The organism is Bradyrhizobium agreste (assembly GCF_016031625.1).
Classification (GTDB): domain Bacteria; phylum Pseudomonadota; class Alphaproteobacteria; order Rhizobiales; family Xanthobacteraceae; genus Bradyrhizobium; species Bradyrhizobium agreste.
Window position 1 is genome coordinate 268,630 of record NZ_JACCHP010000001.1, and the last position, 14,029, is coordinate 282,658.

The 14,029-nt window shown below is 58.9% G+C and carries 11 protein-coding genes and 2 pseudogenes; 8 read left to right on the forward strand and 5 right to left on the reverse strand.

The window, feature by feature from the left end:
- Positions 1 to 458: 458 nt before the first annotated feature.
- Positions 459 to 646: pseudogene (locus HZZ13_RS01025) on the reverse strand (IS110 family transposase); the annotation flags it as partial.
- Positions 647 to 883: 237 nt separating this feature from the next.
- Between HZZ13_RS01025 and HZZ13_RS01030 the strand changes: the two are divergent.
- The 5 genes and pseudogenes from HZZ13_RS01030 to HZZ13_RS01045 all read left to right on the forward strand — a co-directional run bounded on the left by HZZ13_RS01030 (position 884) and on the right by HZZ13_RS01045 (position 5,555).
- A complete protein-coding gene (locus HZZ13_RS01030; RefSeq protein ID WP_197957822.1) occupies positions 884 to 1,858 on the forward strand; it encodes a hypothetical protein in 975 nt (324 codons plus the stop codon).
- Positions 1,859 to 2,417: 559 nt separating this feature from the next.
- Complete coding sequence (locus tag HZZ13_RS01035; RefSeq protein ID WP_246504234.1) at positions 2,418 to 3,728, forward strand: adenylate/guanylate cyclase domain-containing protein; 1,311 nt, start codon at positions 2,418 to 2,420, stop codon at positions 3,726 to 3,728.
- A 74-nt stretch (positions 3,729 to 3,802) separates the two neighbouring features.
- The gene (locus HZZ13_RS01040; RefSeq protein WP_197957824.1) at positions 3,803 to 4,168 is read left to right on the forward strand and encodes a tetratricopeptide repeat protein; all 366 of its coding nucleotides are present in this window, start codon (positions 3,803 to 3,805) and stop codon (positions 4,166 to 4,168) included.
- Positions 4,169 to 4,517: 349 nt separating this feature from the next.
- A pseudogene (locus HZZ13_RS36570) lies at positions 4,518 to 4,695 on the forward strand (DUF6494 family protein).
- Positions 4,696 to 5,186: 491 nt separating this feature from the next.
- Positions 5,187 to 5,555: a hypothetical protein gene (locus HZZ13_RS01045; protein ID WP_197957825.1), complete on the forward strand. Its 369-nt coding sequence runs from the start codon at positions 5,187 to 5,189 to the stop codon at positions 5,553 to 5,555.
- A 330-nt stretch (positions 5,556 to 5,885) separates the two neighbouring features.
- On the opposite strand, the gene HZZ13_RS01050 is transcribed toward HZZ13_RS01045, so the two are convergent.
- Genes HZZ13_RS01050 through HZZ13_RS01060 form a run of 3 tightly spaced genes read right to left on the reverse strand, consistent with a single transcriptional unit; the run spans position 5,886 to position 9,760 of the window.
- The gene (locus tag HZZ13_RS01050; RefSeq protein WP_197957826.1) at positions 5,886 to 7,661 is read right to left on the reverse strand and encodes an FAD-dependent oxidoreductase; all 1,776 of its coding nucleotides are present in this window, start codon (positions 7,659 to 7,661) and stop codon (positions 5,886 to 5,888) included.
- Complete coding sequence (locus tag HZZ13_RS01055) at positions 7,654 to 8,457, reverse strand: phosphoenolpyruvate hydrolase family protein (RefSeq protein ID WP_311972576.1); 804 nt, start codon at positions 8,455 to 8,457, stop codon at positions 7,654 to 7,656. The genes HZZ13_RS01050 and HZZ13_RS01055 overlap by 8 nt, the downstream gene beginning before the upstream one ends.
- Positions 8,458 to 8,509: 52 nt before the next feature.
- Positions 8,510 to 9,760 carry a Tm-1-like ATP-binding domain-containing protein gene (locus tag HZZ13_RS01060; protein ID WP_311972577.1) on the reverse strand — a complete coding sequence of 417 codons (1,251 nt, stop codon included), beginning with the start codon at positions 9,758 to 9,760 and terminating at the stop codon, positions 8,510 to 8,512.
- A gap of 376 nt (positions 9,761 to 10,136) precedes the next feature.
- On the opposite strand from HZZ13_RS01060, the gene HZZ13_RS01065 reads away from it, so the two are divergent.
- Together HZZ13_RS01065 and HZZ13_RS01070 are read left to right on the forward strand one after the other, a co-directional pair.
- Positions 10,137 to 10,913 carry a site-specific integrase gene (locus HZZ13_RS01065; protein WP_197957827.1) on the forward strand — a complete coding sequence of 259 codons (777 nt, stop codon included), beginning with the start codon at positions 10,137 to 10,139 and terminating at the stop codon, positions 10,911 to 10,913.
- A gap of 321 nt (positions 10,914 to 11,234) precedes the next feature.
- Positions 11,235 to 12,077: a hypothetical protein gene (locus HZZ13_RS01070; RefSeq protein WP_197957828.1), complete on the forward strand. Its 843-nt coding sequence runs from the start codon at positions 11,235 to 11,237 to the stop codon at positions 12,075 to 12,077.
- Between the two features lie 343 nt (positions 12,078 to 12,420).
- On the opposite strand, the gene HZZ13_RS01075 is transcribed toward HZZ13_RS01070, so the two are convergent.
- A complete protein-coding gene (locus HZZ13_RS01075; RefSeq protein ID WP_197957829.1) occupies positions 12,421 to 13,368 on the reverse strand; it encodes a S1/P1 nuclease in 948 nt (315 codons plus the stop codon).
- 319 nt (positions 13,369 to 13,687) lie between these two features.
- Here HZZ13_RS01075 and HZZ13_RS01080 point away from each other — a divergent pair, with 319 nt between their 5' ends.
- Complete coding sequence (locus HZZ13_RS01080; protein ID WP_197957830.1) at positions 13,688 to 14,002, forward strand: hypothetical protein; 315 nt, start codon at positions 13,688 to 13,690, stop codon at positions 14,000 to 14,002.
- Positions 14,003 to 14,029: the final 27 nt, after the last annotated feature.

Genomic DNA, 14,029 nt, shown 5'->3' on the forward strand with positions numbered 1-14,029 from the left:
GCGTGAGCTGCACGTTGGAATGCGAAGGGCTGCTGGCACGAGAGCGCTCCTGGAAGGTCATCCCGGCAATGGGAGTTGCAGGCGATGGCGGACTTCTTGAGCGGCCCGCCTCTCGGCGCTTCATTCACGACATGCGGCGCGAGATTGCCTAGAAAAAACGTAGGGATATCTGAGTAATCTTGGGTAATGTTCGCCGGACAAGCGACATTGCGCCCGCGTCAAAGGGAGCCCTCCGGCGGGTGCCTAACGTTCTCGCCAGCCCAATTACGCGGCCAAAAGCGATAGAAGAGCTATCCGCATGCCCTAACCGCGTCGCAGGCGGGGACACGCGTTCCGCGGCGAACGATGCCGAACCATGGGAGGAAACCAGACGAGAGGACGCACCACTTCACTAATGACCGCCGGCGGTTAGTTCAGCGCCAAAAGGATGAAGTTATGTGGGCCGAATACCTGGCTTGCGCGATCCAACCATACTCCGTGAGGTGTCCTCGGATCGCGTTGATGAGCTGGGTTCGTTGCCGCACTAACGGGTTCGAAATACCAAGCCCGCAGCCTGTTGCTCCTCGGTCTTTACGGCAACGAACCGCATGCTGGGCCGCTGCGCGGCTTCGCAGATCGCCTCAGCATCAATCGCGTCGTTCTTCTTTGAAGCATCAATTGATCCACGAACTATCCAGGATCACGTGAAATGTGTATGATGGCAGCATACAACTGTTGTCGGACGCAGAGGAATAGATCACGTTGAAAAAGTGAGCTACGTGCGGAGGGGCTACCTACAATGGCAACCACGTCGGAAGGCTCGCGACGCGAGGCAGATGCCACTGAGCAAGGGCGGCCAGGTCGACCGTCGGCTAAGGTAGCAGGCAAAAGGCGAATCGGATTTTTGCTGCACCTCTTCGGCCCCGCGTACGTGGTGGCCGCGGTATCGCTGCTCGTCATCGCCGCAGTATACGCCTTGAAAGGCTGGCCGCCTCACTTTCCAGCATCCGGCGCCACGGTGGAATCTTCAAATCTTAAAGATCTTTTCGACCACACGCTCCGCGATTACAAAGCCGGACTTACCGCGCTCGATACCAACCTTAGTGCTCAGGCACTCGTTGTGGCGACAGCCGTCCTCGTCATCATCCGCCGATCCGATTCGTTGAACTTCTTCGGAAATTCAATTCCCCTGAGTTGGTTGCACGCTTTCATTCCAATCCTTCTGCTGTATCTCTTTATGGCTTACGGGAATATCTCTCACAGATTGATCGCGAGCCGAATGCTCGGCGTACAATTAGCCTGTGCGTTGTCCCTAGCCCCCCAGGACGCGGCGGCGCCTAAGGCACTCAGGCTTGACGAGGCGGCTGCGAAATGTGGAACAGGCAACCCCCGCCGAGAGCTGCTTCGCGACGCGGGCTGGATCGACGCTTGGTACATTTCATTTATCGACACAGAACAAAATATTTCAGGAATCGATCGCACGTACGCGGCCTATATAAAAACTGTAATGATTATCGTATTGGGAACACAAATCGCTGCTGCACACGCAAGCACGCTGGCGATCGTGTCCATTGGCTGTCGAAGATATTTCACCACAAGATATAAACGACGTCTCATCTGGTATTACGTGTTGCCCTTGGCGCCATTGATCTCCCTTGGCGTCGCAAACTTCCTCTTCGCCTACGGGGGACCGCACAGGAATACGTATCAGTTGTATGTTGTGGCAGTCTCAATTACCCTGATGGCGTTCCTGCTATGGCTTTCAGTGAAGATCGACAGCACCTCTCACCCTGAGACGTTGCGGTGTCTCAGGCTGCGGCGGCAGCAAGCCTTGCCCAAAGTAGATCAAGCAACCGCAGTTACAGCCAGTACAACGTAGCCTCGTCGAACAGATCAAGATCGAGTGATTTCGATCCCGTCGCGGTTTCCCTTTTTGAGTTAGAAGCAGGTATCATCCAAAGAATGTCCGGACGGTCCGCTTTGGGTCAGATGCGCCGTTTTGACCAGCGCTCGGGCGCTTCCGGTTTACCCGCGACTCCGACATCTCGCCGCGATGCACCAACGGAAGCGATGGGCCAGAACCTGAAGCCTCGCCCCTCGCGCAATTTGGTTAGTCGACCATGATCAATTTAGTATGCAGGAGCCCAAAGGTCGCGGCGATCGCAGACTTCATACTCAGAACCGTAAACCGGGAAGAAATTGCTCGTTTCTATGCTGAGCTCGGTCTGAGCGCGAACGAGCATCAGCACGGGCGCGCATTCGCGCTCTTTCCATATTCCCAGACAAACCTCGGTCAGCCCGGCTGACGCGTTTCAATTCAGCGGAGAGCTCGGTTTGGCGCTGCGGTCTGATCCATTGTAGAATATGGTGGGTTGGTGGGCCGTGGTGCGGGCATGGTGCACGAGCGGGTCCGAGTCGAGCGTAGATTATCGGCGATCTTGGCCGCCGACGTGGCTGGCTATTCTCGGCTCATGCACAATGACGAAGAGGCGACCCACGCCAAGCTGACAGCACTCCTCGCCGGAGGTGTTGAGCCCGCAATTGCGGAGCACGGCGGCCGCATCGTGAAGAACACCGGCGACGGGTTTTTGGCGGAGTTTCCAAGTGCGGTCGAAGCGGTGCGGGCTGCCATGCAGTTCCAGTCCCGCATCAACGAACTTACCAGCGACGATGCAGAGGACAGGCGCATTCTCTTCCGTGTGGGGCTCAATATTGGCGACATCATCGTCGAATCCCATGACATCTTTGGGGACGGCGTCAACATCGCCGCACGGCTCGAGAGCATCGCCGAACCCGGCGGCATCTGCATCTCTCAGACCGTCTTCAATCACGCGCGCGACAAGGTGCCTTTCGACGTCGAGGAAGCGGGCGAGCAAACTCTCAAGAACATCGCCCGGCCTGTCCACGTTTACCGCATCATCATCGACCCAGGCCCGCGGACCGCAACGCTCAAACGCGGGGGTCCGGCGCTCGCGTTGCCTGACAAGCCCTCTGTCGCCGTACTGCCGCTGACCAATATGAGCGGCGACCCGGAACAGGAATTCGTTTCCGACGGTATTGCCGAAGATGTGATCACGGCCCTATCGCGCTATCCCTCGTTGTTCGTGATCGCGCGGAACTCGTCGTTCACTTACAAAGGGCGAGCGGTTGATGTGAGACAGGTCGGGCGCGAGCTTGGCGTCCGCTACGTGCTCGAAGGTAGTGTGCGCAAGGCCGGCAGCCGGATCCGCGTGACCGCGCAACTGATAGAGGCGGCGTCCAGCAATCATGTCTGGGCCGAGCGCTACGACCGCGATCTCGCTGATGTTTTCGCCGTGCAGGATGAGCTTACCGAAGCGCTGACGACTGCGATCGCCCCCGCCATTGCGGACGCCGAGCTCCGACGCGCCATGCGCAGGCCGCCGGGGAGCCTTGATGCCTGGGCAGCCTATCAGCGCGGCCTGTGGCATCTGAGCAAAGCGACCGCAGACGACGATGAGATCGCAGAGAAATTCTTCAGACAGGCGATCGATCTCGACCCGACCTTCGGCGGCAGCTACAGCGCGCTCGGTCTCTACCAGCTGCAAGCGGCCGCGCTTTACCAGAAGATGGGACTGCGGGACGCGCAACGCTCGGCGGAGGCCTTGGCCCGCCGGGCGGTCGCGCTGGATGGTGCCGATGCGGAAGCCCGTTCGTGCCTTGGCTGGGCCTTGCAAGCCGCGGCGAGGCTGAAGATGCGTTGGCGGAGATTGAGCGAGCTCTCTCCATGAGTCCAAATCTCGCGATCGCGCATGGCCATCGAGGCGCGACATTGATCTTTGCCGGACGGCCAAAGGAGGGGGTCATGGCTCTCAACGCGTGTATCAGGCTCGATCCCCGCGACCCCTATCTGGCGGTCCGCTTGTTGCACATTGCATGCGGTTTGTATTTCTGCGGCGAATACGAGGCTTCGATCGAGGCCGCAAAACGTCTGATCCGGTCATATCCCGACTTTCCGATGATCTACCGCTGGTCCGCGGCGGCGCTGGGCCAGCTTGGCCGCGCAGCGGAAGCGAAGGAAGAACTGGAAAAGGCCATCTCGCGTGCACCGGGAGCATTCGACATGTATGTCCGCAACAGAGCTCCGTGGTTTCGGCCAGAAGACCACGCGCATCTCGTCGACGGTCTGCGTAAGGCCGGCTGGAGGCAATGGGAGAACAAGGGACGATGAATGTCGCCTCGGAGTCACGAGCGCTAGTCTGGACCTGAGTCGACGACTTCCGGTTCAGCCCTGTCTCCGGACGTGGCCCATGCGCGCAAACCGTCGCGAAGGGCCAAGAGGCGACATTCTGACGAGCGACGCCGCGAAGCGAGGCGGCTTACTCGTGTCGTCAAACCTTGACCGCTGAGGTGACCAAGATCGCAGCCAGTCCAAGCAACAAATTGAACTCGGCACGATGCCCAGAAGCAAGCCGCCGATGAACGTCCCGATCATTAATCTCTAGTCTGGGACTTGGGGGACTGTAACCACCGGATCGCCAATGTGTTAGACTTTGCCCAGCCGATCAGGAAGAAAAGCCATGACCGCCGAGTTCGATGAAGTCCGCTTCAATATGGCTATCCGTAAGTTTCTGAAGCATGTCGGAGTTACATCGCAGCGTGAAATCGAGAACCTGTGGCGAGCTCAAACTGCGAATGACCCTGTCCGCTGAGGGGATGCCGTTGAAACATGTTGTGGAGGAAACAGTCGCACTCTGACGAGGGCACACGCTGCGACCCAACGTCCGTCCAGGGTCAATCGCGTTGGTTTGGCTGCGCCTCCGCGAGGTCCGGTCTTGCCTTAACCGCTGCCGAGCCGGACGTCATCGCCACAGTTCGCCTCTGGGCCAGAAGCCGCCGTCCGACTTTTCAATCAAATTTTGGATTGCTGAGCGGATACAACCTTAATCCTGAGTGGGGGTAAAAGGATTGGGTCTTCTATCGAGGAAGCTTGATGACGCTCTTCCAAGGAACTAACGGTTCTCGGTGGGATCGCTTTGCTAACCATCATCTTTGTAGGGTTCGTCAAAGGCGACAGCGTTAAGCCCGACGATACCCCAGAGAGGTTTCCCGGCGGAGGTCCCGGGGGCGATTTTTCGAACTAAGCGCTCCTAGCGACAAACGTCGAGCAAAGTCAGCTCTGGGGCAGACTGCGAAGAACTCAGGCTGAGCTAATTGGCACGCTTGCTACCGTGGAGGCGCGACTTACCATGTTTGTCCGGTTTGTCGTCGGCACTGACGGTGAGAACCACCGCTGGCTGACGGGTATCATCACTGAGGCGCGGCTCCTTCGCGACCGCGGACAACTCGCCCCCTATCAGACGGCCTGGCTTGAGGACACCTACGCTTGGCTAAACGACCATCTCCCTTGTCCGCCATTCTCGACGAGCAACTGGGGACCGGAAGCAGCTTCTTGGTTTAAGGACACGGCCGAGCCATCGATCAAAAAGATGTGGGAAATCGCGACACTCCTTGAGGATCACGGCACCGCAGTGCGCCTGCTCAGATCGAAGAACCCCGGAAAGGTTGTCTATGAGGACGACTTCCAGATCGTAGTTCAGGAGTGGAAGCGTCTCTAGACCGACACCAACGTCTGCTCTGGGTCACGAGCGTCGCCCTCTGCAACACTCGGCCGCGCATCAACTTCCGCTATGCCCCGTTCGCGACCGAGGTCTTGTGGCGGCGCAATATGTCGCGAAGGCCCGGGTGATGCGGTTGCCGGCCCAACGGTTGCGACGATCTTGGCATGGCGTTAGCGGCGCACCGTTGCCGTCCAGGTCAGAAGATAAGCCCGGTATCAGACGGGATAGGGCCGCTCATAAGATATTCAAAGCGAGCTGGCCGACATTGCGTAGTTCTGCTCTCGCCGTTGTCCGTCGTTGCTAGGCGACCAGGTGAGAACAGTTCGCTTACGCTGTGGATGCTGCCGCCGTCTGTCCCTGATGGGTGGATTGTACGATGCTGTTCACCGCTCGGTAGGCGAACACGATGGCTGGCCCGATCGTAATGCCTGCCCCAGGGTAGATCCCACGCATCGGTGAGGTCATGTCGTTGCCGCAGGCATAAAGACCTGCGATCGGCACGCCATTTCCATTTAGGACCCTACCGCCAGGATCCGTTGACAGGCCGGTCGCAGTTCCAAGGGTCGCCGGGACAATCGGAAGCGCAATGAATGGCCCGTTTTTGATAGCTCCAAGGTTCGGGTTTTTCTTTCCGACCGCGGGATCTCCCAGGGTTCGGTTGAAAGCCGATTCACCGCGTTTGAAAAGCGGATCGCGTCCTTCAGCTGCGTGGGCGTTGTGTTCTTCAACGGTCTTTTGGAGCTCTTGCGGGTCGAGGTCCAATTCCGCCGCAAGCTCCGCAATCGTCCGGCCAATTTCGATGTAGCCCAACCAAGCATACTTCTTGATACTCAATGTCCATGGCCAGGGGAGCAAGTGTCCCATCCCCCTGAGGCGGACGAATTCCTTGTCGCAGATGAAATAAAACCGCTTGTCCGCCGGATAACCGTTGTTGAACATGGCAAGGCAGATATCATGATATGAATTGGATTCATTGACGAAGCGCTTGGCATTTGGCCCTACGGCGATGACACCTGGACGGCCACGATCGAGCCAGCCGTACGGGACCACTTGCGAGGCGCGGCCGTTCCTGAGGATCGACACGGGCGTCCAGAATCCACTCGATGCAACGTCATTATCGATCGCAGCTCCGAGCTTACTTGCGAGCGCAATGCCGTCTCCAGTGACATCGCTGTGGGCCAGCGTATCATTGTGCTGGTGGGCTCGGCTGAGCTGGGCTCGCAATTGAGCGTTCCGCGCAAAGCCACCAGTTGCCAGGATCACCCCGTGAGAGGCGCGGATGCGGAGATCGGCGCCATCACGCTTGACGATTGCGCCAGTGACTCTCCCGCCCTCGCTCGTCAGATCAACCGCTGGGCAGCTTGGCCAGATTTCAATGCCATACCTGCGAAGGCTTACCAATAACCGCGCGATCAGAGCATTGCCGCCACTGAGTTCAGTGCCCCGCCTGTAGCGCAGCCGGTCGCGTGCGTAGCGGCTGACCCGGCGCAGGACGTGCTTGAGCGAGGCAGCCGACTGGAATGGATTGAGGAAGCTTCTGACCTCGCCGGACGAAATCATCATGCCGCCGAGCACGACGCGAATCGGATCACCTATCAGGTCGAAATCCTTGCCTAGAAGCCGTCCGTCGTAAGGTGCGGGGCTCAGCGCCCGGCCCTTGTCGATCCCTCCGATTTGGCTGGAATGATAATCCGGAGCGGAGGCCAGTGTGAACTTGACTTCACTCCCATTCTCCAAGCTGGCGAGCGCCGTTGGGCCGTCTTCTAGATAGGCGTCTACGAACTCGGGCCGATAGTAGTTGCCAAGTTCGTGTTGCAGATAGATCTTCGCATTCGCAATCGAATCATTGATTTTCGCCGCTCGGGCCTGCATTGAGTATGGAATCCAGATCATGCCGTTCGACAGGGCAGTCGTGCCACCGAGCCGGTCAGATTTCTCGCACACCGTCACGCGAAGTCCGGCCTTTGCCGCATAGAGCGCTGCGGACAGTCCAGCCGCGCCGCTGCCGATCACGAGCACGTCCGTCTCGCAATCGTGCGTTGGCTTGCTCACTTTGGAGAAGGAAGGGGAATTTGGTTTCAATTTGGTGATTGGGCTATTCATTCGTGCCTCGGTGCAGATTCTGCAGTAAATGCTGACGCTTTCGCGGGAGCGGAACGGCTTTGAATTCTTCGGCTGCAGCCTTCACCGCGCGCTCAATCGGGATCCGTTCGATGGAGGAGGCGCCAACGAAACCGACACATCCGGTCGATCGGTAGACTTCCGAGGTATCCTGAGGCTCAGCGATTGCCCCGCCATGGCAGAGAAGGATCACATCCGGACGGACGGCCTGAACCGCAGCATTGATCTCGTTGATGCGCCTGATGACCTCTTCGATCGACTGTCCCTCCTCATGACCAACAAGTCCGCCGCGCGTTGCGCCGACATGTGGGACGATGCAGTCGGCTCCCGCGGTTGCCATCGCTTTGGCATCCTGCGGGCTTGCGACATAGGCGAGCGAGAAGATCTTCTTCTTGCGGGCCGCCGCGACCATCTCGACCTCACGCTCAAAGCCGAGCCCGACGCGGCCTCGACGATCGCGCCATTTCTCACCCATCGTTGAAATGGTCGGGTAATTGATCACGCCGGAGAATCCGGCAGCCCAGAACTTGTCCAAGAGATCATCGAGGTCGAGCCGGACGGGATCCCAGGCCTCAACACCGCCTATAACAGGAACGGAGGAGACAACGTTGCGGATCTCCGCCGCGAGTTCGAGCGTGCGCGCATTGGAATCGCCGATCCGGCTCGTCGGCAGCCCCATCAACCGCGATAGCCCGGTGCTGTAGACCACAAGCATGTCGGCGCCGCCGAGAGCTGCGCATTTTGCGACGAGGCCGCAACTGCTCGCCGCGGCGAGCACCGCCCTTCCAGCCGCAACTTGAGCTGTGATCTTTGCGAGTATTTCGGCCCGATCAAACATCCGCACGGGATGAACCTCCTGGTGTCAATTGTTCGACGATCCACGATGCGGCTGCCTCCGCAAATTCCGGATCATTGATGTGACAGTCCAACTCGCGGGCGCTGATCGAGCGCGGCAGGTGTCGCCTGACCGCGTCGAACCAGGCTCTATCGGCTTCAGGATTTCGAAAGATGCCGCCGTCCCGGTCATAGTCAGACACCCCCTTGGCCGGCCACAAAACGAGGGCGGGCGCCTTTGCTTGCGAAAGGCGCTCGGCTGTAAGCCTGCCTATGCGCTCGTTCTCCGAGACGGTCGTGCGCATGAGCGTCGTGAAGGGAGTATGCGAATAGAATTGGCGCCCCGTGAACTCGGCAGGCACGCTCGAGGCAGGGCCAAAATTCACCATATCGACGGCCCCCGGGGCTATGAGCTGCGGAATCAAGCGGTGAGAAGCTGCCTTGAGCCGATCCGGACCTGCACTGGCGGTGCCGCCCACAATCTCGTCAGCGAGTTCGGTTGTGGTCAGATCGAGCACCGCATCGAACTCACCGGCGGACACGAGTTGCTCCATCTTGCGCCCACCGGCGCCGTTGGCCGGAAAGACAATCGCGTCGATGCCTGCTTCCGCCAGCCGATCGACACAGCGATTTGCCGCCGGCGTCGTGACTCCAAAGGCGGTTATCGCGACTGTCTTCCTCTCCCGCCGCTCTCGAGCAGGCACATAGCGCATCGCCGCAATGGCCCGCCCCGCATTGCAGAGAACGCGTTCGGTGAACGCGTTGATCCCGAAAAGATCGACCAGGGTCGGATAGAGGATGATGTCGTTGTGGAGGGCCAGTTCGGCCAGGAGGGCTGGCCTCGCGCTGCTCACCAGCAACTTCGGGAAGCCATACGGCAAATCCGAAACAACTTCACCGAAGACTGCGCTGCCCTTGCCGCCCGCTATTCCGACGACAGCGTCGATCGCACCTGATCTCAGGAGCTCCTTGACTTCTTCACGCGCGCTTGCAGCTATTTGCCGTAAGAGCTCGGCGGGTGCAGCCACCCGTGCATCGTTGCCGTCCGGCTCGCTTCTGCCCCTCCTGTTTGATGTGCCTACATCTATCGTAAGAGTCTCGCGGCCCCACTGTTCGATCACTCGTGCGAGATAAGCGGTCTCGTGGCCCTTTGTGTCCAGGGTTGCGACGATCGCGACCTTGCCGGCAAGATCGGACGGGTGACCATCCCGGACCGACCTCTGGTCGTCCGCGCAATGGTGAGACACGATGTTCCTCCTGGACATTTCTGGACACTTGGAGGTCTAGATCGGAGTAAAATGGCTCATAAGCCCGGATACGAGCGCGACTGGGTAAAGTTGGGTAGGCGCCAAGCGGCCATAGGAGTAGCAGCCGCTTCGCGGAGGACTTGAACGCTCGTAAGAAGGAGATGACCTTCAAGGCCGTTGCAGAAAAATTCCTGGAAGTTTCCGGTGCTGACGGAAGGTCAGCGCAACCCCGTCTACGTTGCAGGCCACGAGCGCCGGGCGCGCAAGTACCTCATCCCCTTCTTCGGCAAGAAGGGCCTTTTAGAAATCACGGGCGGTCGCGTGAACGAGTACCGCCTGAGCCGCGTCGAGCAGTCCAAGGAACGATGGCGCGACGATGGATCAGGAGATCGTGTGCCTTCGGCAGATCCTGAAAACGGCCCTACGGCATCAATGGCTCAACGCACTTCCTGATCTTTCAGAGCCTTATCGCAAAAACGGCATGATTTCGCATCGTGCATGGTTCTCGCGCGACGAGTACCGCCGGCTCTACGAGGCGAGCGGGCGGAGGGCCCGAAAGCCCAAGAGCAGCAGATGGCGCTGGTGGGGCGAGCAGTTGCACGACCTCATCGTCTTCATGAGCAATACCGGCCTGCGGCCGGATGAGGCCAGGCGCCTCCAATACTGCGATGTAACGAAAGCCTTCGATGAAAGCACCCAGGAAACCATCCTTGAAATCGAGGTGCGCGGAAAGCGTGGCTACGGTCCTTGCAAAAGCACGCAGAACGTGGTGCCCGTATTTGAGCGTTTGAAGAAGCGCAACAAACCCAAGCCCGATGATTTTATTTTCCCCAAGTACCACCATGAAATGTTCAACCGCATCCTGGAGGAAGAAGGCCTCAAGCTTGACCGGGAAGGACGGCCCCGCACGCTCTACAGTCTGCGGCACACCTACATCTGTTTCCGGCTCACGGAGGGCGCCGACATCAACATGCTGGCTAAGAACTGCCGGACCAGCGTTGAGATGATCGAGAAATATTACGCAGCCCACCTCAAGGACGTGCTGGACGCCAGCGCCATCAACGTCCGGAACAAGAAGCCGCCGAAGAAGGAAGTGGCGGAAATCCGCCAAGGTGAGCTGGAGACCATGCGCCGTACTTGGCGCATTGGCTGAAGGTGCTGAAGGCCGACAAGCGGGCCATTTCACAGCCGGGTCAAAGGCCGAAGAGGCAGGCGGCCGTCTTCGTATCCCGGAAGTCCGGCCAAATGCTCGGCCTTGAGGGCAGCTTGCACTACCGTGGTAACGCCTCGGCGCAGCGAAGTCTCAAGGCCGCTTGCGGCGCAAGGAAGCAGCCGTGTCTGTTGCATTAAAGACGCACTGGTTGAAATAATGACTTCCGACAACCTGACTTCTTGCGCACTCTCAATAAGTCGTATCTCCTCGGCTCGACAGCCTCGAAGATTTTCAGACCAAACGATTTGATGAGGAAGTCGCATGTTCGCAATTCGATTGCTTGCACTGGCTGTGGCAATGGGCGCGCTGATGGGCTGCGGGCTTCGTGTGCCACCCATCGATGACTCCGGTGACCGCGTCGAGGGTCAGCGATTTGTCCAGGCGATTCTCATCAACATAACCTGCGAGCTGAGGGCCGCCGTAACCGATCTGCGTGCGGCATATCCCGAGGGCACATTCCTCGATGGATTCGGGATTCAAACAACCCTCACGCTGACGTACGATGAAAAGGGCGCCTTGGCGCCCGGAGTGAACTGGTCTCCTCCCAGCCCCGCCGATGCGGTCTTTTCCCTGGGCGCCGGCCTTACCGTATCGTCTGACGCGACCCGGACGAACAAGATTGACGCCTACTATTTGGTTTCCGATTTGCAGAAGGCGACGTGCTCTGACGAGTCACGCCCGAATGGCGCGTTCTTGCTACAAAGCGATTTGAAGCTTTCGGAGTGGCTCTTTACCGCCGTCAGCGCTTCGATGACGAATACAGTGAACTTCAAGACCGCCACGCTCGCAGTGAAGGACTCGATCCTGCAGCATCAGGTCAAGTTCGTCATCAGCACGAATGCCACGGCCACGCCGAGTTGGACTTTGACCAGAGTCACCGTCAATCCGAGCGGTAACTTCCTGAGCCTCGATCGCACCAGAACGAATGATCTCACGATCACGTTGGGGCCGGCCGTTCCGGCGGTCGTGGCTGAAGTGGTGAAGAATGGACGGAGGACCACAGTGGCAGGCAGGGTGCCGGACAGGCGTGCGGCAGATCTGCATCTTTCCGCGCAAATAGCAAACGGGATTGAAACCGGAGTGAGGAACGCACTTCAACGCTAGAGGGGGAGACAGTGGCCAAGATAGGTAAACGTAAACCGACGGTTGCTTTACCAAAGGATTTCAAGAGGCCCCGGAGATTCAGCGAACCCGAGGCTCATGCGCTGGTTGCACGCACGACCGCGTCAATGGGTCCTCCTCCTTACATCTGTGTGCCGACCGGCCCTCCGCCGGCACCTTGTTTGCGGTATCGACGAGATCCAAAAACCGGCGCATACAGCATCCCGCCATTTGGCGAAGTTGTAGATTGCGCGACTTGTCGTGCGGGCGCGAAGTGAGTGGCCAACAGGTGGTCAGCAGAAACGGCAGTTCTGCGCGTTTTGGCTAGACCAGTCCACCCCCAGCGCTACTTCAGGGCATCGTTAAGGAGGCGCGCCAGCCGCGCGGCTCCCAGTGCCGCCTGGCTACGCGCAATGTTGCGGGCGTTGGTTTCGTATTCGCGCGTGAGGAGCACCGGGTTGGATCCCACGCTCACCGGTGCGGCATAGGCGTATTGCTTGGCGAGTTCTGCGCTCTCGTCAATCCATGCCTGTGGATCGGAGACTTGCGCGGAAGTCTCGTTGACGGCGATATGCGCGAGGCCGTCCTTATCCTCGGCATCGAAGACCGCACCGTAAGGCGAGACGTACCCGCCGAAAAGGCTGTCCCAGTAGGCATGGAGCGCCATGGTGTCACCGTTTGCCGGGATCACCTGCTCGGCATTGCCGCCTGCATCTCCGCCCGGAATTTGTCGGGTGTAGCGGCGGATCGCATGAAGCGGCTGGTGAGCGTCGCCGACCAGATGCAGCATCCAGACGAGGTCATACGAGCGGACGTCGTCGGTGGCGCCGGATGTTGACGGTAGTGCCGCGATTATCAGTTTGAGCTGGGTGACCAGGTCGACGGGATCAGGCTGCGGAAGCGGTGTGCCGTCCGGCGAGAAATTCGTATCCTTGTAATGCCAGTAGGCGTGCTGATTACGATCGGCGTAGCCGATGTTCTGTCCTGCCGTCGGGCTGTCGACCTTGTCTCGCGTATAGTTATATTCCTTGGTTTTGATGTCATCCGCCCAGGTCGCCGCGTGCACGAAAGCGTAGAGCTTTGCCGTGCGCTCGTCGGGCGCACCTGCGGTCCACTTCGCATAATCCTTGTTGAGCTTGAGAAGCGCGTCGACCTTGTCCTTCACCGGAGCGTCGAGCTTCTTGTACGCGACATAGGCGATCTGCATGTGGCCGGCGTCCCACCATGCGGATGCCTCCGTGGCAACCAATGCCAACACGAGTGCGAGTGCCGGGATCTGGACAACACGGCGCATGTTCATCTCCCTTGAGCTCCGGCCATGGGCCCGCGACCGTACGCCCAGCATTTTCACGATCCGGATGAAACGCTGATGACACAGGCTCATGTCCGAAAGCACTGTAACCACGATTCTGCCTGCGGTTGTGTGAACTGGCCCACATTCGGCTGGAGGAGGAACGCGCCAACTCTGTCCGACCAGCAGCCAATGGCTAAACTGCGCGTCTTGCAGCTGGAAAGTCACGCTCTTCCCTAGAGTGTGATTGCCCCTCACCACACCCTTTGATCCTTGGCTGAATTCCACTACTTTCTTCGCCGCTCAACTGAAGGAACACGGCATGACCGAGATCTGGAGTTGGCTTTCGACATTGAACGACACGCAGAAGTTCGATCTGCTCAAGATGGCGTTCGAAAAACTGCTTCTCGCTGGTGTCCTTGGGATGGCGGGCGCGATCTTCGGCGTTCTCATGGAACGATACAAATCTGCGCTGAAGAAGCAGGAAGAGCTTTCCAAGATAATGATCCCCGAAATCAAGAGCATGCTGGAGGATGCGGAAGGTCTTTTCAATGCGGGCGTTGGAGCGATACGCGTCTTCGAGCAGCAGGCGCTCAGCTGCCAGAGCAATGCGCATCGAGACCGGGGAACGGTATAAGGTGCCAGAGGATCTCAACGCGAGATT

What these genes read in the sequence shown, in the direction of transcription:
- HZZ13_RS01080 (WP_197957830.1), top strand. Translation starts at nt 13,688, where the DNA reads ATGACCGAGATCTGGAGTTGGCTTTCGACATTGAACGACACGCAGAAG.
- HZZ13_RS01045 (WP_197957825.1), top strand. Translation starts at nt 5,187, where the DNA reads ATGTTTGTCCGGTTTGTCGTCGGCACTGACGGTGAGAACCACCGCTGG.
- HZZ13_RS01050 (WP_197957826.1), bottom strand. Translation starts at nt 7,661, where the DNA reads ATGAATAGCCCAATCACCAAATTGAAACCAAATTCCCCTTCCTTCTCC.
- HZZ13_RS01070 (WP_197957828.1), top strand. Translation starts at nt 11,235, where the DNA reads ATGTTCGCAATTCGATTGCTTGCACTGGCTGTGGCAATGGGCGCGCTG.
- HZZ13_RS01040 (WP_197957824.1), top strand. Translation starts at nt 3,803, where the DNA reads ATGGCTCTCAACGCGTGTATCAGGCTCGATCCCCGCGACCCCTATCTG.
- HZZ13_RS01065 (WP_197957827.1), top strand. Translation starts at nt 10,137, where the DNA reads ATGGATCAGGAGATCGTGTGCCTTCGGCAGATCCTGAAAACGGCCCTA.
- HZZ13_RS01075 (WP_197957829.1), bottom strand. Translation starts at nt 13,368, where the DNA reads ATGCGCCGTGTTGTCCAGATCCCGGCACTCGCACTCGTGTTGGCATTG.